Source organism: Nitrobacter sp. (assembly GCF_051535215.1).
In the GTDB taxonomy this organism is placed as follows: domain Bacteria; phylum Pseudomonadota; class Alphaproteobacteria; order Rhizobiales; family Xanthobacteraceae; genus Nitrobacter.
Map to the genome: position 1 here is coordinate 26,825 of NZ_JBPPLY010000017.1, position 18,400 is coordinate 45,224.

General features: G+C 63.7%; 17 protein-coding genes and 1 other RNA gene. 9 read left to right on the top strand and 9 right to left on the bottom strand.

Annotation, left to right across the window (positions count from 1 at the left end; genetic code table 11):
• Window positions 1-76 precede the first annotated feature (76 nt).
• On the bottom strand, window positions 77-1,123 hold the full coding sequence (locus ACS3WB_RS13910; RefSeq protein ID WP_438276087.1) for an acyltransferase family protein: 1,047 nt from the start codon (window positions 1,121-1,123) through the stop codon (window positions 77-79).
• A 255-nt stretch (window positions 1,124-1,378) separates the two neighbouring features.
• Here ACS3WB_RS13910 and hrpB point away from each other — a divergent pair, with 255 nt between their 5' ends.
• From hrpB to ACS3WB_RS13930, 4 genes are all read left to right on the top strand, one after another.
• Window positions 1,379-3,982, top strand: coding sequence for an ATP-dependent helicase HrpB (gene hrpB, locus ACS3WB_RS13915; protein WP_438276088.1), 2,604 nt, complete (start codon window positions 1,379-1,381; stop codon window positions 3,980-3,982).
• A gap of 167 nt (window positions 3,983-4,149) precedes the next feature.
• Window positions 4,150-4,860 carry an MgtC/SapB family protein gene (locus tag ACS3WB_RS13920; RefSeq protein WP_438276089.1) on the top strand — a complete coding sequence of 237 codons (711 nt, stop codon included), beginning with the start codon at window positions 4,150-4,152 and terminating at the stop codon, window positions 4,858-4,860.
• 186 nt (window positions 4,861-5,046) lie between these two features.
• The gene (locus tag ACS3WB_RS13925) at window positions 5,047-5,565 is read left to right on the top strand and encodes a TIGR02281 family clan AA aspartic protease (RefSeq protein ID WP_438276090.1); all 519 of its coding nucleotides are present in this window, start codon (window positions 5,047-5,049) and stop codon (window positions 5,563-5,565) included.
• A gap of 170 nt (window positions 5,566-5,735) precedes the next feature.
• A complete protein-coding gene (locus tag ACS3WB_RS13930) occupies window positions 5,736-7,235 on the top strand; it encodes a phosphomannomutase/phosphoglucomutase (RefSeq protein ID WP_438276091.1) in 1,500 nt (499 codons plus the stop codon).
• A gap of 85 nt (window positions 7,236-7,320) precedes the next feature.
• Here the strand turns inward: ACS3WB_RS13930 and ACS3WB_RS13935 are convergent, their stop codons facing one another.
• The 3 genes from ACS3WB_RS13935 to ACS3WB_RS13945 form a co-directional block, all read right to left on the bottom strand.
• Entirely contained in the window at window positions 7,321-7,830 is a 510-nt protein-coding gene (locus ACS3WB_RS13935; RefSeq protein ID WP_438276092.1) for an Lrp/AsnC family transcriptional regulator, read from the bottom strand.
• Window positions 7,831-7,911: 81 nt separating this feature from the next.
• The gene (locus ACS3WB_RS13940; protein ID WP_438276093.1) at window positions 7,912-8,859 is read right to left on the bottom strand and encodes a sugar kinase; all 948 of its coding nucleotides are present in this window, start codon (window positions 8,857-8,859) and stop codon (window positions 7,912-7,914) included.
• 43 nt (window positions 8,860-8,902) lie between these two features.
• Entirely contained in the window at window positions 8,903-9,319 is a 417-nt protein-coding gene (locus tag ACS3WB_RS13945; RefSeq protein WP_438276094.1) for an HIT domain-containing protein, read from the bottom strand.
• Between the two features lie 127 nt (window positions 9,320-9,446).
• Here ACS3WB_RS13945 and ffs point away from each other — a divergent pair.
• The 4 genes from ffs to recR all read left to right on the top strand — a co-directional run bounded on the left by ffs (window position 9,447) and on the right by recR (window position 12,614).
• An RNA gene (ffs, locus tag ACS3WB_RS13950) (signal recognition particle sRNA small type) lies at window positions 9,447-9,543 on the top strand.
• Between the two features lie 117 nt (window positions 9,544-9,660).
• Window positions 9,661-11,508, top strand: coding sequence for a DNA polymerase III subunit gamma/tau (locus ACS3WB_RS13955; protein WP_438276095.1), 1,848 nt, complete (start codon window positions 9,661-9,663; stop codon window positions 11,506-11,508).
• A 15-nt stretch (window positions 11,509-11,523) separates the two neighbouring features.
• Window positions 11,524-11,844 carry a YbaB/EbfC family nucleoid-associated protein gene (locus ACS3WB_RS13960; RefSeq protein WP_438276096.1) on the top strand — a complete coding sequence of 107 codons (321 nt, stop codon included), beginning with the start codon at window positions 11,524-11,526 and terminating at the stop codon, window positions 11,842-11,844.
• Window positions 11,845-12,011: 167 nt separating this feature from the next.
• Window positions 12,012-12,614 (top strand): recombination mediator RecR, encoded by a 603-nt coding sequence (gene recR / locus ACS3WB_RS13965; RefSeq protein ID WP_438276097.1) that lies wholly within the window; start codon window positions 12,012-12,014, stop codon window positions 12,612-12,614.
• Window positions 12,615-12,755: 141 nt separating this feature from the next.
• On the opposite strand, the gene ACS3WB_RS13970 is transcribed toward recR, so the two are convergent.
• Window positions 12,756-13,160, bottom strand: coding sequence for a cupin domain-containing protein (locus ACS3WB_RS13970; RefSeq protein WP_438276098.1), 405 nt, complete (start codon window positions 13,158-13,160; stop codon window positions 12,756-12,758).
• A 17-nt stretch (window positions 13,161-13,177) separates the two neighbouring features.
• Window positions 13,178-13,945: a hydroxyacylglutathione hydrolase gene (gloB, locus tag ACS3WB_RS13975; RefSeq protein WP_438276099.1), complete on the bottom strand. Its 768-nt coding sequence runs from the start codon at window positions 13,943-13,945 to the stop codon at window positions 13,178-13,180.
• Between the two features lie 238 nt (window positions 13,946-14,183).
• Between gloB and ACS3WB_RS13980 the strand changes: the two genes are divergently transcribed.
• Window positions 14,184-14,924 (top strand): methyltransferase domain-containing protein, encoded by a 741-nt coding sequence (locus ACS3WB_RS13980; RefSeq protein ID WP_438276100.1) that lies wholly within the window; start codon window positions 14,184-14,186, stop codon window positions 14,922-14,924.
• A 201-nt stretch (window positions 14,925-15,125) separates the two neighbouring features.
• Here ACS3WB_RS13980 and ACS3WB_RS13985 read toward each other — a convergent pair whose 3' ends face one another.
• From ACS3WB_RS13985 to prfA, 3 genes are all read right to left on the bottom strand, one after another.
• Window positions 15,126-15,845, bottom strand: coding sequence for a DUF4167 domain-containing protein (locus tag ACS3WB_RS13985; protein ID WP_438276101.1), 720 nt, complete (start codon window positions 15,843-15,845; stop codon window positions 15,126-15,128).
• 482 nt (window positions 15,846-16,327) lie between these two features.
• Window positions 16,328-17,212 (bottom strand): peptide chain release factor N(5)-glutamine methyltransferase, encoded by an 885-nt coding sequence (gene prmC / locus ACS3WB_RS13990; protein ID WP_438276102.1) that lies wholly within the window; start codon window positions 17,210-17,212, stop codon window positions 16,328-16,330.
• Window positions 17,213-17,276: 64 nt separating this feature from the next.
• On the bottom strand, window positions 17,277-18,362 hold the full coding sequence (prfA, locus tag ACS3WB_RS13995; RefSeq protein WP_438276116.1) for a peptide chain release factor 1: 1,086 nt from the start codon (window positions 18,360-18,362) through the stop codon (window positions 17,277-17,279).
• Window positions 18,363-18,400 lie beyond the last annotated feature (38 nt).

An 18,400-nucleotide genomic window follows, 5' to 3' on the forward strand; every position in this document is an offset into this window, starting at 1 on the left:
AATGGCACCCCCTTGCGGGCCGCCATCGCCAGCAAATTCGCGGCGGGTCCGTTCGGTTTTGCGCGTGATCGCTGGCTTATTCCGCCGCCTGCAGCGCGGCCGGGCGTTTTCTCGGCGCGATCCAGAAGGCGTCCGGGCGCTCGAACAGGAAATTCGCCCGCGTATTGCGGCAGGCCCACCAGATCAGCACCGCGCCGACCACGCCGGCGATGGTGACGATCAGCGACACCGTGCCGATATCGTGGATGATGCCGGTCTTCAGCAGCAGCGTGCGCGTCGTCGCCATCGGCAGGAAGAAGGCGAGGTAGATGACGATGGAATGCTCGCCGCAATAGCGCACGGCGTCCAGCCAGCGCATTTTGGCCAGCAACGTGCCCGTTGTGATGATGGCGCAGGCACCGGCCAGCCCGAGCGCGAGCGAGATGATAGGCCATTCGCTGACGCCGGTATAAACGAGGCCGGCATTCGTGACCGCCCACAGCGCCAGCGTTGCCAGCGCTGCTGCCGGATAGGCGCGGGCGCGGTTGGACAGCGCGAACACATGGCTCGCGAACAGGTAGCCAGAATAGATGTAGACGAAACGCGCGGCGAATTCGTCGATCAGCGTCCACCCCGTGGAGATATGCGCCGCCTCGAGCGCCGCGGCGGCGCCCCAGATCGCCCATGGCGAAACGTTGCGTGTGGCCTTGATGACCACGAAAAACACCGGCAGCAGGTAGATGAACCACAGCGTGCCGAACGGATCAATGAACGACAGCAGGTAAAGCCGGGCGACCCCCGGCCAGCCCACTTCGGCGGCGAACGAGGGCGCCTTGAAGCCGAACTGGATCGTCACCCAGAGCACGTAGAAATATGCGAAATGCACCACCTTGCGGTCGAGATAGGTACGCCAGTCGCGATTGATGACGAGGGGCAGGAACAGGCCGGAGATCAGGAAGAAGTCCGGCATCCGGAACGGTTTCGCGAATTCGACCACGAGGTGCATGAAGCCGGTCTGGCCGGCCGCGGCCTCAACCCCCAGCACCGAGTGCATCATCACGACCATGATGATGCAGATGCCTTTGGCATAGTCGACCCAGTCGATCCGTTCGTTCTTCAGTGCGGCTGTGCCGTTTCCGGTCATCGGGTGTCTCTTTTCGGCGCGATCGGGCGCGTTTACAGGAGGATCGGTTGCGTTCTCCTTTCACCAATCAAATAATGTGCCATGTTTCAGGGGACCGTGATCGGAATAGGCCATTAACCATTGAAGGATCACCGCGGGCACAAACCGGCTGTCATACCTTGCGAAGGCGAGGTATCCGGTACGTCCGCTTTCGAAATCATTGAAACCTGCCTTACGCGAACACCACCTTCGTTGGGTGATGACGGAACCGAGACGGTGATCCGAGAATTTGCCACGCCGCTCCCGATCGATGCCGTGCTCGACGAACTCGCACGAACGCTTGGCGCGCGCAATACGGCCGTGCTCGTGGCGCCGCCCGGCGCCGGCAAGACGACGCGGGTGCCGTTGGCGCTGCTCGATGCGCCCTGGGCCACGGGCAAGAAGATCATTGTGCTGGAGCCGCGCCGGATCGCGGCGCGCGCGAGCGCGGAGCGAATGGCGCAGACGTTGGGAGAGCGCGCCGGCGAGACCGTCGGCTACCGCGTGCGGTTCGGCTCGAAAGTGTCGCGCGCAACCCGCATCGAGGTCGTCACCGAAGGTATCTTCTCGCGGCAGATTCTCGATGATCCTGAACTGACCGGCGTTGCTGCGGTGCTGTTCGACGAGTTTCACGAACGCTCGCTCGATGCCGACATGGGTCTTGCGCTGGCGCGTGACGTACAGACCGGCTTGCGGGAGGACTTGCGCATCCTGGTGATGTCCGCGACCATCGACGGCGCGCGTGTCGCGAAGCTGCTTGGCGATGCGCCGGTCATCGAAAGCGAGGGCCGCGCCTTTCCGATCGAGACGCGCTATCTCGGCCGCAGGCCCGACGCGCCTCTCGAACGGCAGATGGCTGACGCGATCGCCATGGCGCTGCGCGCTGATGCCGGCTCGGTGCTGGCGTTTCTGCCGGGAGCGGCCGAAATCCGCCGAACACAGAATATGCTCGCTGAACGGGTTCACGATGCATCTGTCGAGATCGTGCCGCTGTTCGGCGCGCTCGACGCCGCGGTGCAGGACCGCGCCATCGCGCCGGCGCCGAAAGGCCATCGCAAGGTGGTGCTGGCGACGTCGATCGCGGAGACGTCGCTGACGATCGAGGGGGTCCGCATCGTGGCGGATTCCGGCCTGGCGCGGGTGCCACGCTACGAGCCCGACATCGGTCTGACGCGGCTTGAAACCGTGCGCGCCTCGCGCGCCGCGGTCGATCAGCGCCGCGGCCGCGCCGGCCGCACCGAGCCCGGCCTGTGTTATCGGCTCTGGGATGAGCCGCAGACCGCCTCGCTCCCCGCCCACACCCAGCCTGAGATTCTCAGCGCCGATCTGTCGTCGCTGGTGCTGGATCTCGCGCAGTGGGGCGTCAGCGATCCGGCGATGTTGTCGTTCCTGGATGCGCCGCCCGCGCCGGCATTGAACGAAGCGCGCACCCTGCTGCGCGAACTCGGCGCGCTTGATGGGGACGGCCGCATCACCGACGAGGGCAAAAGCCTGCGCGCGCTGGCGCTGCCGCCGCGGCTCGCGCGCATGATCGTCGATTCGCATCGGCTCGGCGCGGGCCGGGAGGCTGCCGACATCGCGGCTATTCTGACCGAGCGCGGCCTCGGCGGCGACAGCATCGATCTCGACGCGCGGCTCGATAATTTCCGTCGCGACCGCTCCCCTCGCGCCTCAGGCGCAAGGCAACTCGCGGAGCGATGGGCCTCGCAGGTGAAAGCGAATGAGAGTGTGCAATCATCGCCGCGCGGCATGACCTCTTCTCCCTCCCCCCTTGTGGGGGAGGGGCGGGGAGGGGGGTCTACCCCTAACCCCTCAGAGCGGGCGTCCTTGCCCGTCTCGGCCCCACAAGGGGGAGGGGAGCTTCCGTCCACCGGTCTGATGCTCGCGCTCGCATTCCCCGATCGCGTGGCGCGCAATCGCGGCAACGGCTCCTTCGTCCTCGCCAACGGCCGCGGCGCGTCGGTCGACCCGGCCTCCCGCCTGGCGCGAGAGGCCTTCATCGCGGTTGCCGAACTGACCGGCGCCGCCGCCAATGGCCGTATCCTGCTGGCTGCGCCGATCACGCAGGCCGACATCGAGGCGCGTTTCGCCGACCAGATCGAGGCCGACGATGAGGTCTCGTTCGACCGCGCGGCGATGGCGTTGCGGGCGCGCCGCCGGAAACGGCTGCATGCGATCACGCTCTCTGAAGCCCCGCTGGCGATCGTTCCTTCGATGGCGACCGCACGCATCTTCGCCGAAGGTCTGATGGGGGCGGGACCGGATCGCCTGCCGTGGTCGAAATCGCTCAAGCAATGGCGCGACCGGGTGATGTTCCTGCGCGCGGCGGAAGGTCGGAAGGGACTCGATGAGTGGCCCGATCTCTCCGATGCCGGACTTGCAGCCGAAGCGGAAAGCTGGCTGGTGCCCGCTCTGTCGGACAAGACATCGCTGAAGGATTTCTCCGCGAGCGATCTGTCTGACGCGCTGATAGCGCTGTTGCCGTGGAGTTTGCGCGCACGGCTGGAGCGGGAGGCGCCGACGCATTTCGAGGCGCCGACCGGCACGATGCTGGCGATCGATTATGAAGCGGAGCAGGGGCCGACCATTGCGGTGCGACTCCAAGAATTATTCGGCTTGACGACGCACCCGACGATCGCGCAAGGCAAGGTGCCGCTGGTTCTGGAATTGCTGTCGCCGGCGCATCGTCCGGTGCAGGTGACGCGCGACCTGCCCGGCTTCTGGCGCGGCAGCTATGCTGCCGTGCGCTCCGATTTGCGCGGGCGCTATCCCCGGCATCCCTGGCCAGAAGATCCGGCGAACGCGCCGCCGACACGTCGGGTCAAGCCGCGCGGGACCTGAAGGGCCCGCGTATCCGGGAACCGGTGCCGTCGCCGCGGCGTTATGGCCTTTCGAACGAGGTGGAAGCCGGTTCGCGGGAAGGAAACGCGTTAAAACAATAATCTGAAGCTTCGCTTCTGATTCGATCAGATGCGAAAATGCTCCACGACATCTCGCCCGAGGCTTCCATGGATATGCCCCTGCAACCGACCTGGCCGGATATCGCGATCCGTCTCGCCTTGACGATGGTCGCCGGCGGCATCGTTGGCCTGGATCGGAGCGCGCGGGGACACGCGGCCGGATTTCGCACCACTATTCTGGTGGGACTCGCCGCCTCGGTCGCCATGATCCAGGCCAACATCCTGCTGTCGGCGAGCGGCAAGACGCCGGCGTCCTTCGCCGAGATGGATGTCATGCGTTTGCCGCTTGGCATCCTCACCGGCGTCGGCTTCATCGGTGCCGGGACCATCTTCAAGAAAGGAGATCTCATCACCGGCGTTACCACCGCGGCGACGTTGTGGCTGATCACGGTGATCGGTCTCTGCCTGGGTGGCGGTCAACTGGTGCTTGGCGCCGCCGCGACGGCCCTGGCGGTCATGACTCTCTGGGCGCTGCAATGGGTCGACTATGTCATCCCTCGCGAGCACCGCGTCCGGGTGGTCGTCGCAGCCGATGCAGAGGTGCGAGCGATCGTCGAACTGCCGCGCCTGATCGGAGGCTTTGGCTATCACGCCCGCTTCGCCGAACTGAAACGGCATGATGACGGGTCGATCGATTGTTCGTTCGATGTCTCATGGCGACGCGCCGAGCGATCGGTCCGGCCGACGGACCTGCTGGTGCTGATCCGTAAGAGCTATGAGATCAAGGCGTTTGCCTTGAGCACGGAAGACGGCCGCTAGAGCATTTTCGAGCGAAGTGGAGACCGGTTCGCGTGAAGAAAACGCGTCAAAAGGCTCCAGGCCCGTATTAACGCTTCGCTCATCCTTTTCCCAAATAAAGAGCCACACGGCCGTTGCGGGTTATGGCCGGCCGACGGCCACGCGTAAGATCGCGGCCGCCGTTCCGTCTGTCAGTGAGTGTGCGCCATGCGTAATCTGATGATCTTTGCCGCGCTTCTGATCGGAGCGGGCACCTACATGGCGCAGGTGGCCGACAAGATGACCGTAACCGCGGCGGCGCGCGCGACGACACCCGCGCAGCAGGCGACGTTCGAGGATAGCGCTCAGGCCGGTCGCCGCAGCGTCAGCATCGCTCGCGATGGTCGCGGCCACTTCCAGACGGAAGCCCGGATCGATGGCCAGCGCGTCGGCTTCATGGTCGATACCGGAGCGTCGGTGATTGCGCTCAATGAAAGTTCAGCCGCGCGGATCGGCGTGCGGCCGTCGCAGAACGACTATGATGCGACGGTGACCACCGCCAACGGCAAGGTCAAGGCGGCGCGAACCCGGCTCGCCATGGTCGACGTCGGTGGCCTCGTTGTACGGGATGTCGACGCCATGGTGCTGCCCGACGAGGCGCTGTCGGAAAACCTGCTTGGCCTGTCGTTTCTGTCCAAACTCAGGCGCTTCGAATTCGCCAACGGGCGCATGGTGCTGGAACAATAAGGCAGGCGCCGCCGTCGATCGAGATTGCAGGCGACGCGCTCCGCTGTGGCGCTGCGAATTATGCCGCAATTGCCTTTCACAAACCCGCTCCCACATTTCCGGCAGCCATGGCATTCAGGGCTGCATTTTGTTTCTAATGTTCCTGCCCTTATCCTGACGAGGCCATCTGCATGTTTCCGAAGCCGAAACCCGTTCTGGCGCCGAATACCTATGCCTACGAATCCGAGCCGATGGTGAAGGCGACCGGCTTTCGCGAATATGACGCGCGCTGGCTGTTCGGTAAGGAAATCAACCTGATGGGCATTCAGGCGCTGGGCATGGGGCTCGGCACGCTGATTGGCGAACTCGGCCAGAAGAAGGACATCGTCACCGGGCACGACTTCCGCAGCTATTCGTCATCGATCAAATACGCATTGATCTCCGGCCTTCTGGCCTCCGGCTGCAAGGTTCACGACATCGGACTGTGTATGACGCCGATGGCATATTTCGCGCAGTTCGAACTCGACGTCCCCTGCGTCGCCATGGTGACGGCCTCGCACAACGACAATGGCTGGACCGGCGTCAAGATGGGCGCCAACCGGCCGCTGACCTTCGGACCCGATGAGATGAACCGGCTGAAGGAGATCGTGCTCGGTGCCGACTTCGCCGACAGTGCGGGAGGCTCCTATCAGTTTCACGAAAACTTTCCGGCACGCTATATCGCCGACCTGACCAAGCGGCCGAAGCTGAAGCGCAAGCTGAAAGTCGTTGTTGCTTGCGGCAACGGTACCGCGGGTGCCTTCGCGCCGAAGGTGATGGAGGCGATCGGCTGCGAGGTGATCCCGCTGGACACCGAACTCGATCACACCTTTCCGAAGTACAATCCGAACCCCGAAGACATGAAGATGCTGCACGCGATCCGCGATGCGGTGCTCGAACACAAGGCCGATGCCGGTCTGGGCTTCGACGGCGATGGAGACCGTTGCGGCGTCGTCGATAACACCGGCGAGGAAATCTTCGCCGACAAGGTGGGCGTGATGCTGGCGCGCGATATGTCGGCGATCCACAAGGATGCGCATTTCGTGGTCGACGTGAAGTCGACGGGCCTGTTCGTCACCGATCCGGTCTTGCAGAAGCAGGGCGCCAACGTGACCTACTGGAAAACCGGTCATTCCTATATGAAGCGGCGCACCAACGAACTCGGCGCGCTTGCCGGTTTCGAGAAATCCGGCCACTTCTTCTTCAACGCGCCGATGGGCCGCGGTTATGACGACGGCCTGATCTCGGCGATCGCAATCTGCGAGATGCTCGATCGCGCTCCGGGAAAATCGCTGGCCGACCTGAAGGACGCCTTGCCCAAGACATGGTCGTCGCCGACCATGTCGCCGCATTGCGCCGACGAGGCGAAATACGGCATCGTCGACAGCGTGGTGAAACATTTCGAGACCGCCAGGGCCAATGGCGACAAGGTGGCGGGACAGCCGATCCGCGATCTCGTCACCGTCAACGGCATCCGGCTGACGGCGGAGGATGGAAGCTGGGGCCTTGTGCGGGCGTCATCGAACAAGCCCGAACTGGTGGTCGTTGTGGAAAGCCCCGTCTCCGAACAGCGCATGCGCGACATGTTCGAGGCGATGGACAGCGTGCTGCGCACCCATCCCGAGGTCGGCGAATACAATCAGAAGATTTAACACGGATGTCATTGCCGGACTTTGATCCGGCAAATCCATCAGGTGATGGATACGCGGGTCAGCCCGCGGATGACGATTGAAATCGCTACGCTGCGCTTACCGCCGGCACCGGTAGCGCCGTCACCGATTTGATCTTCTCCATCGCGAATCGCGAGGTGACGTTCTTCAGCGCCACGGCGCTGATCAGCTTCTTGTAAAAGAGATCATAGCTCGCCATGTCCGCGACCACGACGCGCAGCATGTAATCGACATCGCCCGCCATGCGATAGAGTTCCATCACTTCGGGCATGGCGCTGACCGCGTTGGCGAACGTGGTCAGCCAGGCATCCGAATGGTCGCCGCTCTCCACTGAGACGAACACCGAAATGCCGAGCCCGATCTTGTTCTGATCGACCAGCGCCACCCGGCGCAGGATGATGCCGTCCGCTTCAAGCCGCTGGATTCGTTTCCAGCAGGGCGTCGAGGACAACCCGACCCGGTCGCCGATCTCGGCTACCGATAGCGATGCATCCTCCTGGAGCACGGTCAGGATCTTGCGGTCGATGGCGTCGAGACGACGGCCGGACTCGGGCGGCTGGAGGGCGAGATCGCTCATGATTAGAACATTGTTCCAATATGTAAGTTGTTCAACCTCATATATAGAAAAATATTCCAATGCAAGGGCGATCGCTCCGGACTAAGCCGAGGCCGGAGCTGCTTCTCTCAAAAACGCTTCCACTTCAGGACGTTGCGGGCAGGCAAAAGCGCCCCCGAAACGGGTGCATTTGATCGCGGCGGCGGCGGAGGCGAATCGGAGTGCCGTCGGCACTTCCTGGTTTTCGGTCATGGCGAGGGCGAATGCGCCGTGAAATACGTCTCCGGCTCCCAGCGTGTCCACGGCGGGGACCGGAAAGGCTGGGGTCTCCCGAAGTTCGCCGTTGGCATCCAGCCACAACGTGCTCTGTGGACCACGCGTTCCGGCGAGAAAGGACGAGGTAGATCCGGCAAGAGTCCGCAGCGCCGTCGCATCGTCGTCGGTGCCGGCCATGGCCTGGAGTGCTTCGCTGGAGAAAATCAGATGCGACGATGCGGTCAGCAGGCCGCCGCGCATCGGCATGGCGCTGTCGATATCGACCACGACGGGAATGCCGCGCCGGCGCGCTTCCGTGCAGAGATCCGTACAGAAGGGGGCGCAGCGACTCTCGACCAGGATGGCGTCGCAGTCGGTGAGCAGCCGCTCGGTGTCGGGCAGGCGCACTTTCCACAATTCGGGATCGCGGAAGGTAATGATGGTGCGCTCGCCGCCGGGGTCGATCATGACGCTGGAGATCGGCGTCACCAGGCCCGGCATGTGAACGATGTCCTGCATCGCGATGCCGAGTTCCGCCGCCTTGTCGAAGATATAGCGGCTGGAGGTTTCGCCGGCATCGCCCATGGGGCCGCAGAACGCCGCGCGGCCGCCGAGCCGGGAAATGGCGATTGCCGCGTTGAGCGCGTTGCCACCGGCGATTTCCTCGAAGCGCTCGGCGCCGATCTTGAAGCCGCGTTCCGGCAGGCCCTGCACGTGGAAGGTCATATCGCGCACCGGTATCCCGATGCACAGGATGTGGGACAGGCGCTTGGGCGCGGCGTCACGAAAGTTCATCGCTGGTTCCCTTGTCGGCTCCGCAAACCGCATCCTAAACGATCTAACCGAATCCTGTCCTCCGCCTGATCGCACCCATGAATGCCTCAAGTTCCGCCGCGTCGTATTCGAGCGCGGGCGCAGCCCCCCACACCGGGCGCGGCCATGCGGCGTCTCCATTGCGGCGCGCGATGATATGGACGTGAAGCTGCGGCACCTGATTGCCGAGTGCGGCCACGTTGAGCTTGTCGCAACCCGTGACGTCCTTGAGCGCTTCGCAGACCTGACCGATCTCGGTCATCAGGCTGGCGCGGTCGTCGCTATCGAGGTCGATGATCTCTACCGCTCCCGCCCGTCTTGGCACCAGAATCAGCCAGGGGTAGTTGGCGTCCTTGCTGAGCAGGAGTCGGCTGAGCGGCAGGTCGCCGATGCCGACCGCGTCGTTGTCGAGTTGCGGGTGAAGCGACCAGGCTTCGGACATCGTTTGCGGCCACTTTTTTTGAGGAGGGCCGAGGCAAACTGGCCCGGCGATCCACCAAGGTCAATGGCCCGGAACGGAATGCCGCGGCCGCTTGCTTTCCGGTTCTTTTGGCCCCAAATAGAGACCGGGAGATTGGCGGTGGACGAGCCACTCGCCAACCGGGTCAGGTCCGGAAGGAAGCAGCCCTAACGAGGTCCGGATCGGGTCGCTCGTCAGTCTCCTACCTGTTTTTGGCGAGCCATGTTTTTCGGGACTTTTGCCGGCGCCGGATCGGGCGCGGCCCGAAAGATCGCTCGTTGCTCCGCAAGCCGGCTTCGAGAGACAAAATTGCGGATCGCTCAATGACCGACGCTGGCCATTCCTCAACGCCCTCCGATGACGCCGCCGGCCAGACCGGCTTCGACCTCGGTGCGCGGGCATCCGAGTCCGGCGCCGAGTATCGTGTGCTGGCACGGAAATACCGTCCTGCGAGCTTTGACGATCTCATTGGACAGGAAGCGCTGGTGCGCACCGTGTCCAATGCTTTCGAGACCGGACGAATCCCGCAGGCCTGGATTCTCACCGGCGTGCGCGGCGTCGGCAAAACCACCACCGCGCGCATTCTCGCCCGCGCGCTGAACTACGAATTGCCTGATGGCTCGGTGAGCGGACCAAGCATCCGGATGCCGACGCTCGGCGTGCATTGTCAGGCGATCATGGAAAGCCGTCATATCGACGTGCTGGAAATGGACGCCGCGTCTCACACCGGCGTCGATGACGTCAGGCAGATCAACGACAGCGTGCGTTATGCGCCGTCGAGCGCGCGCTACAAGGTCTACATCATCGACGAAGTCCACATGCTGTCGACAGCGGCTTTCAACGCGTTCCTGAAGACGCTGGAAGAACCGCCGGAACATGCGAAATTCGTGTTCGCGACCACCGAGATCCGCAAAGTCCCGGTGACAGTGCTGTCGCGTTGCCAGCGTTTCGATCTCCGGCGCGTCGATGCGGACGTCCTGGTGTCGCACCTCGCCAATATTGCGGCGAAAGAGAACGTCGAGGTCGAACCGGAAGCGCTCGGCATCGTGGCGCGGGCGGCCGAAGGCTCGGTGCGCGATTCGCTCTCGCTGTTCGACCAGGCTATTGCGCACGCCGCCGGCGTGGTGCGGGCCGACGCCGTGCGGCAGATGCTGGGGCTTGCCGACCGCACACGGGTGATCGATTTGTTCGAATCGCTGGCGCGCGGCGATATCGCGCGCGCGTTCGGCGAATTTCGCGATCAGTACGATACCGGCGCCGATCCGGTCGTGGTGCTCAGCGATCTGGCCGAGTTCGTCAACTTCGTGACCCGCATCAAGATCGTCCCCGCGCTCGCCGACAATGTCGCATTCGGCGAGACGGAGCGGCTGCGCGCCCGCGATTTCGCCGCGAAGCTGTCGATGCGCGTGCTATCGCGGATGTGGCAGATGCTGCTGAAGGGCATCACCGAAGTGCAGGGCGCGACGCGGCCGGCGGCGGCGGCCGAGATGGTGCTGGTGCGCATCGCCTATGTCTCTGACCTTCCGACACCGGACGAAGCGATCCGGTTGCTGGACCGGAACGGCGACGGATCGCCTGTCGCCCCGAACAGCGCCGTATCGCAGAAAACGTCCGGCGCATCGGCGTCTTCCGTCCAATCATCCGCCGTCCGCGCTGTGTCGGCGCCGCGCGCCGCTGCGGAGCCTGCGTTCCGTCCGCAGGCGGTGGCGGCGATGGCCGATCCGGCGGATGCGGCACCCGCGGTGCGGCTGGAGAGTTTCGCCGAACTCGTGGCGCTCGCGGGCGAAAAGCGCGACCTGATCGTCAAGGCCGCGCTGGAGGCTGATATGCGCCTCGTCCGCATGGAAGACGGCCGGCTCGAGGTTGCGCTCGAACGCAGCGCGGCGCGCACGCTGGTGAACGATCTTGCGCGCAAGCTGGAACAGTGGACAGGCCGGCGCTGGACCGTGATCGTCTCCAACGAGCCGGGCCAGCCGACGCTGCGTTCGCAGGCGCTGCTGCAAAAGAACGAACGCGAGCGCGCCGCCGAGGCCGATCCGCGCGTGAAGGACGTGCTGGAGCGTTTTCCCGGCGCCAAGGTGATCGAGGTGCGAAAGCTCGCTTTGTCGCCGCCGGATTCGGATGTCGTTTCCGAAGATTTGGCCGACGGCTTCGACGGTGGCGACGAATAGCAAAAGGAACGCGTGATGGCTGATTTTCTTGGCATGATGAAACAGGCGGCTCAACTGCAATCCAAGATGAAGGCGATGCAGGACGAGCTTGAGCATGTCGAGGTCGAGGGCACGTCCGGCGGCGGTCTCGTCCGGGTACGGATGACCGCTAAGATGGACGTCAAGGCGATCTCGATCGATCCGTCGCTGATCAAGCCGGACGAACGTGAAATCCTCGAGGACCTTGTGGTGACGGCCATTGCCGACGCGCGCCGCAAGGCTGAGACCGCGATGCAGGAGAAGATGCAGGCGCTGACCGGGGGACTTGGTCTGCCTCCGGGCCTGGGTTTCACCTGATCGGTGAAGCGGAATGTGCGTGTCGGAATCGGACCACCAGAGCGTTTTCGAGCGAAGCATGTCCTCGGAGCTTGACCCGAGGATGGATGTCGCTTCGCGTGAAGAAAACGCGTCAACATATCATCGCGCCTCGCTTCTGATTCCGGAAGCGGAGAAGCTCTAGAAACATGCCGTCCGTCACCGGCCCTGAGATCGACCGCCTGATTCAGTTGCTTGCGCGGCTGCCGGGGCTTGGCCCGCGCTCGGCGCGGCGGGCGGCCCTGCATCTGATCAAGAAGCGCGAGGCGTTGATGACGCCGCTCGCAAGCGCGCTTCAGGTTGCGATCGACAGGATCCGTGTCTGCGAGACATGCGGCAACATCGACACGCCCAGTCCATGCACCGTATGCACGGATACGCGGCGCGATCCCTCTATCATCGTCGTTGTCGCGGATGTTGCCGACCTCTGGGCGCTGGAGCGCGCGGGCGCATCCAACGGATTTTATCACGTGCTCGGCGGGACGCTGTCGCCGCTTGACGGCGTCGGCCCGCAGGATCTCACCATCGATGCGCTGGTGTCGCGCGCGCACGATCCGCGCGTGACGGAAATCGTGCTGGCGCTGAATGCGACCGTCGATGGCCAGACCACCGCGCATTACATCACCGACCTGCTTGGCGATGCCGGCGTGAAAGTGACGCGGCTCGCCCACGGCGTTCCGGTCGGCGGCGAACTCGATTACCTCGATGAGGGGACGCTGTCGGCCGCGATGCGGCAGCGCACGCTGTTTTAAAGTGCTTCACATTTTGACGGACGCACCTCGATTATCTGTCATGGTCGGGCTTTCCATCAATCTTCCAGAGAAGATGGATGCTCGGGCCCGAGACCGCGCATGACGCCGGAACGGTTGATTCCGTGTAATCGAGAGCTTTAGCTAACCCATCTCAAAGCCGGAGAACTCAAACCCCGGCGCCACCGTGCATCCGACCAAAGTCCAGTCGCCGCCGCTTTCTGCCGTCTGCCAGGCGTGAGCGGGCACGACCGCTTGCGGGGCTTCGCCTGCCGGAAGATTCGCGCCGAGGCGCACCGTGCGCCTAACGCCGCCCTCATGGATCTCCAGCACCATCGGGCTGCCGGCATAGTAGTGCCAGACCTCAGCCGCATCGATGCGGTGCCGTCGCGAGCGTTCGCCGCGCGCCAGCAGGAAATAGATCGCGGTTGACGCGGCGCGGCCGTGCTCGTCAGTTTGGGTGTCGCGAAAAGTCTCGCGATAGTGACCGCCTTCCGGGTGTGGCTTGAGATCAAGCCGCGCGATGATATCAGTGGCGGAAAGTGCCATCTGATCGTGCCATAAACTCACGACTTGTTCTTGCGTTCGCGGAGCTCGGCGAAAACGTCGACGCCGCTGGCGCCCTTCATGTGCACCCCGGCCGCCACGGCAGGATCGTCGGCGCGCAGGAACACGTTGGCCTTCTTCTCCTCGCCCATCAGGGTTGGCACCGTCGGCTTGCCCTCGGCGCGCAGCCGCGCGACTTCCTCGGCCCTCGCCTTGAGCACCGGATTGTTCGGTTCGATGGTCAGCGCGAATTTCACGTTCGATGCGGTGTATTCGTGCCCGCAATAGAGCCGGAAATCGTCCGGCAGTGCGCGCAGTTTCAAAAGCGAATCCCACATCATCGGATAGGTGCCCTCGAACACCCGGCCGCAGCCGATCGAGAACAGGGTGTCGGCGGCGAATACCACCTTCTCGTCGTCGAAGACGTAGCTGACGTGGTCCAGGGTGTGGCCGGGCGTTTCCAGCACGCGTCCCAGCAGCGTGCCGACCTTGACGATGTCGCCCTGACCGACCCGCACATCGACATTGGCGATCGTGGCGCCCTTGTCGTGTGGCCCCACGACCCGGCAGTTGTATTTCTGTTTCAGCTCCGCGATGCCGCCGACATGATCGGCGTGATGGTGGGTGACCAGAATATCGGTCAGCTTCCAGCCGTTCCGTTCCAGGGCCTCGATGATCGGTCCGGCCTCCGGCGCATCGATCGCGGCAGTCGCCTTGGTGGCTGGGTCGTGAATCAGGGCGCCGAAATTGTCAGTGAGGCAGGTGAACAGGCGAATTTCGGCGGTCATGTCGTCTCCGTGAGTCCGAGACGGTCAAGCTAGAGCATGATCCCGAAAAGTGGAAACCGCTTTTCGGATAAGATCATGCTCGATCAAAAATTAAGGCTGGAGTCCGGTTCAACGTCGTTGAATGGGACCCTAGCATACCCCTGTATGCGGTGAAACATGCCGTTAACGCCGGGTTATAATTACACAAATCCAGGCCGGGCCGGGGTGCCGGTCCTGCCGCAACATGGTAGATAGGGCCATGGCAATCGACGTTATTGACCTTCGGGATTTCTATTCGCAGCGCCTCGGCATCGTGGCTCGGCGGCTGATCAATCGCGGTATTCAGGCGCATTGGCCGAACATGGAAGGTCAGTGCGTGGTCGGCCTGGGCTATCCGACCCCTTATCTCGGCTTATTCCGGGAGGACTGCGAACGGTGTATCGCCTTCATGCCGGCGGCGCAGGGGGTGTTGAAATGGCCAACGGCGCGGCCGGCGCTGGCAAGCCTAGTCAACGAGTTTTCATTGCCGCTGCAGGACGCGGCGGCGGACCGCATCCTGCTGGTTCATGCGCTGGAAATGTCGGACGATCCGGAAAATCTGCTGCGGGAGGTTTGGCGCGTTCTCTCGCCGTCGGGCCGTATGATGGCGATCGTTCCCAATCGCCGCGGTATCTGGACCCGCACCGATACCACGCCGTTCGGCCACGGCCGGCCCTATTCGCGCTCGCAGATCACTCAACTGCTGCGCCAGACATGGTTCACGCCGTCGGCCTGGGGCGAGGCACTGTTTGTCCCGCCGATCAATGGCAGCTGGTTTCTGCGTTCGGCGGCGGCGTGGGAGCGCGTCGGTGCCGCGCTGTCGCTGCCTTTCGCCGGCGTTCATATCGTAGAGGCGACCAAGCAGGTCTATCGCCCGATCGCCGCGAAGCGGGAGCACAGCCGGCTGATCCCGGTTTTGCCCCCGGTGCTCGCGCCGTCATCCTGCAGTACCGACGAGTGATATCAGACGAGTGATATCAGATGGCGGTTTCCGGCGCGTCCATCCCTCCGGAGCTAAAAGGGATGAGGCGCGGCGCTGGAGTTTCGCCTCTGATGGGAATCGGAAGCGAGGCTTATAATTTAGCTTTGACGCGTTTTCTTGACGCGAACCGGTATCCATCCTCGGCTCGAGCCCGAAAAGCATGCTTCTTTCGAAAATGCTCTATTCGTTGCCGGGGTTGAAGTCCTCGCCGGAGACGGACGGTTGCGCCATGCTGTCTTGACGCGGACTATGGGGACGTCGGCGCCGGCGCGGCGGGAAGCGGTCATTGCGCTCACCACCCTGGTGGCCGTTGCCTTCGAACCGGCCGCCATTCGCCTGGGGCTGCGATCCCGTGATGAACGACGGCAGGCGATCGACGCCGCCATTGTCTGCGGGCTGCATCGCCGGTTGCGGCTGATATTGCGGCTGCGGCTGACGGTGTTCGCGGGGTTGCTGTTGGTCGCGCTGGAAGGGTTGCGGATCGCGCTGATGATTGTCGCGCGGCTGTTGAACCGGAACGAAGCCGGGCTCCGCTCCGAAGTTCGAGTAGTTTTCGCTCTCGTCGTCGCCCGCATCATCGCTCGCCTCGACGTCGATCCGCGGCTGCTGCTGCGGCTGGCTCTGGCGAAACTGTTCCTGCGCCGCGGCGATCAGTCGGAAGTAATGCTCGGCATGCTGATAGTAATTCTCGGCGGCGACGGGATCGCCGGATGAACGGGCGTCGCGGGCGAGCTGGACGTATTTCTCGGCGACGTGAGAGGCGGTACCGCGGATCTTGATGTCGGGGCCGTTGGATTCGAAAACCCGAGTCATCGGGTTCTGGCTGCGTCGGTTGTTATTGTTGTTATTATTGTTATTCCGGTTACGCATCCGCTTGTTGTTATTCTGACCGTTTCTCATGTCCCGCCTTCGGTTACCAGCCTTGAAGTTTCACCCTTGAGGAATTGTCTTGTCACTTCTTATTGTGCCACCGACTCTTATTGTGCCATCGACGTGGCCTGCGCAGCGCACGCACCACTTCCCATATCGGTCCGCCAATCGCCGCGTTAAGTAAACATGCGCCTCTGGGTCGGTCGGCAGGCGCATCGCACCGGCACGGCCACACCATTTAGCCAGAGACGCCAAACTCCGGTTTTCTCTCGTGAGTCTTCAAATGCAGTATCAGGCTTTCGTTCGTTTCATGGTCGCAAGCAACGCAGCTCTCTGCCAACGCGCTTGATATGACCTGCCCTTAAGAAACCGTCACTCGGGTCGGTTCTCGTTCGAGAACTCCAGGCTCGCCTGCAGGAACGCTGCGGGGCCAGCAACCCGGGACCATGTTGATTTGAAGGTAGTCGCTCCCGAGGGATATTCCAAGTGGTTTTTTACGACCCAATCGGGCTTTACGAGGGCGATTTTCGGGCTATGACGGCGCGGCCAATGCCCGCGAGGTCGGCCTTGGGGGATCCCGCGACCGTTAACCCTGCGGTTACCATCAGCTTGGCGACATCATCGGCCTGGCCCCGTCCGACCTCCAGAACGAGGAGGCCGCGGGTCGATAGCAGCCTTTCGGCCTGCGGCGCGATCCGGCGATAGGCTTTGAGCCCGTCGCCACCGCCATCCAGCGCAAGATGCGGATCGTGATCGCGTACCTCCGGCGCGAGAGATGCGATATCGGCCGTGCGGACATAAGGCGGGTTCGAGACGATCAGGTCGAACGGGCCTGACAGGTCCTTCGCATAGTCACTGACCATGAAATCTGCGCGCGGCGTAAGACCGAGGGCTTGCGCGTTGTCTTTCGCGGTGTCGAGCGCAGCCGCGCTCAGATCGGTGCCGATGCCGGTGGCATTCGGCAGTTCGGTCAGCAACGCGAGCAGGATCGCGCCGCTGCCGGTGCCGAGATCGGCGATGCGGAGCGGTGCCTTCGCGCGGCCTTCGGCGCGCAGGATGTCGAGCGCAGCCTCGACCACGGTTTCGGTGTCCGGCCGCGGCACCAGTGTCTCCGCCGACAGCTTGAGCGGCAGCCCCCAGAATTCCTTCGTTCCGAGAATGCGCGCCACCGGCTCGCCGGCGAGGCGGCGTCTTGAAAACGCTTCCAGGTGCGTGGCCTGGTCCGTTGTCAGGTGTCGTGCGGCGGCCGATATCAGCGCCGTAAGATCGAGCTGCAGCGCCGCGCCGGTCAGCATTCGGGCGTCGAGTGCGGCGCTGTCGATCCCCACGGACTCGAATCGCGTCGTCAGCGCGCGGCGCGCCGTCTCGATGCTTTGTCCGGCTAATGAATCGGTCATCCACTCGTCTCCGACCCATGCGTTGTCGTCCCGGCGCAGGCAGGGACCCATACGCCGTGTCGTTTCACGCGCTGCCATTCTCGGCTGCGAGCTGCGCCGCCTGGTGCTCGGTGGTCAGCGCATCGATCAGTTCGTGCAGCGCGTCGCCGGCGATCACCTGCGGCAGCTTGTAGAGCGTCAGGTTGATGCGGTGATCGGTGACGCGGCCTTGCGGAAAATTGTAGGTGCGGATGCGCTCGGACCGGTCGCCCGATCCGACCTGATCCTTGCGGTCGGCGGAGCGCGCGGCATTGATGCGCTGCCGCTCGGCGTCGTAGATGCGCGAGCGCAGGATGTTCATCGCCGAAGCGCGGTTCTTGTGCTGGGAGCGGCTGTCCTGCATGTTGACGACGATGCCGGTCGGGATGTGGGTGATCCGGATCGCGGACTCCGTCTTGTTGACGTGCTGGCCTCCCGCGCCCTGCGCGCGCATGGTTTCGATGCGAAGATCGTCAGGCTTGATCTCGACATCGACTTCTTCGGCCTCCGGCAGCACCGCCACCGTCGCGGCCGAAGTATGGACGCGGCCCTGCGCTTCGGTATCGGGCACGCGCTGTACCCGGTGCACGCCGGATTCGAACTTCAGCTTGGCGTAGGCCCCGCGGCCCCGCAGCTCGGCGACGATTTCCTTGTAGCCGCCCATCGTGCCTTCGCTCGCCGACACCACCTCCACCTTCCAGCCCAGCAAGCCTGCAAAGCGCTCGTACATGCGGAACAGGTCGCCCGCGAACAACGAGGCTTCGTCGCCGCCGGTGCCGGCGCGGATTTCGAGCATCACGTTGCGCTCGTCCATTGCATCTTTTGGCAGAAGGGCAATTCGGATCTTCTGGGCGAGTTCGTCGCCTTGCGCTTCCAGCGCCGGGCGCTCGGCTTCCGCCATCGCCCGCATTTCGGCGTCGGTGGCGGGATCGGCGATCATGGCGTCGATGCCGGTGATCTCGGCCCTGACCGCGCGCCAGTTCTTCACCGCCTCGACGACAGGATTGAGTTCTGCCAGTTCGCGCGTCATCTGCACGTATCTGTCGGCGCTGACCTGGCTCAGCAGTTCGCTTTCGAGCGCGGCGTGGCGGGCCAGCATGAGGTCGAGTTTGGCTTCGGGCAGCATGATCAGGCGCGCAATGGCTCGTTATTCCCCGTGCGGGGGAGGGG

What these genes read in the sequence shown, in the direction of transcription:
- ACS3WB_RS13910 (WP_438276087.1), bottom strand. Translation starts at nt 1,123, where the DNA reads ATGACCGGAAACGGCACAGCCGCACTGAAGAACGAACGGATCGACTGG.
- ACS3WB_RS13920 (WP_438276089.1), top strand. Translation starts at nt 4,150, where the DNA reads ATGGATATGCCCCTGCAACCGACCTGGCCGGATATCGCGATCCGTCTC.
- ACS3WB_RS13925 (WP_438276090.1), top strand. Translation starts at nt 5,047, where the DNA reads ATGCGTAATCTGATGATCTTTGCCGCGCTTCTGATCGGAGCGGGCACC.
- ACS3WB_RS13930 (WP_438276091.1), top strand. Translation starts at nt 5,736, where the DNA reads ATGTTTCCGAAGCCGAAACCCGTTCTGGCGCCGAATACCTATGCCTAC.
- ACS3WB_RS13935 (WP_438276092.1), bottom strand. Translation starts at nt 7,830, where the DNA reads ATGAGCGATCTCGCCCTCCAGCCGCCCGAGTCCGGCCGTCGTCTCGAC.
- ACS3WB_RS13940 (WP_438276093.1), bottom strand. Translation starts at nt 8,859, where the DNA reads ATGAACTTTCGTGACGCCGCGCCCAAGCGCCTGTCCCACATCCTGTGC.
- ACS3WB_RS13945 (WP_438276094.1), bottom strand. Translation starts at nt 9,319, where the DNA reads ATGTCCGAAGCCTGGTCGCTTCACCCGCAACTCGACAACGACGCGGTC.
- ACS3WB_RS13955 (WP_438276095.1), top strand. Translation starts at nt 9,661, where the DNA reads ATGACCGACGCTGGCCATTCCTCAACGCCCTCCGATGACGCCGCCGGC.
- ACS3WB_RS13960 (WP_438276096.1), top strand. Translation starts at nt 11,524, where the DNA reads ATGGCTGATTTTCTTGGCATGATGAAACAGGCGGCTCAACTGCAATCC.
- recR (WP_438276097.1), top strand. Translation starts at nt 12,012, where the DNA reads ATGCCGTCCGTCACCGGCCCTGAGATCGACCGCCTGATTCAGTTGCTT.
- ACS3WB_RS13970 (WP_438276098.1), bottom strand. Translation starts at nt 13,160, where the DNA reads ATGGCACTTTCCGCCACTGATATCATCGCGCGGCTTGATCTCAAGCCA.
- gloB (WP_438276099.1), bottom strand. Translation starts at nt 13,945, where the DNA reads ATGACCGCCGAAATTCGCCTGTTCACCTGCCTCACTGACAATTTCGGC.
- ACS3WB_RS13980 (WP_438276100.1), top strand. Translation starts at nt 14,184, where the DNA reads ATGGCAATCGACGTTATTGACCTTCGGGATTTCTATTCGCAGCGCCTC.
- ACS3WB_RS13985 (WP_438276101.1), bottom strand. Translation starts at nt 15,845, where the DNA reads ATGAGAAACGGTCAGAATAACAACAAGCGGATGCGTAACCGGAATAAC.
- prmC (WP_438276102.1), bottom strand. Translation starts at nt 17,212, where the DNA reads ATGACCGATTCATTAGCCGGACAAAGCATCGAGACGGCGCGCCGCGCG.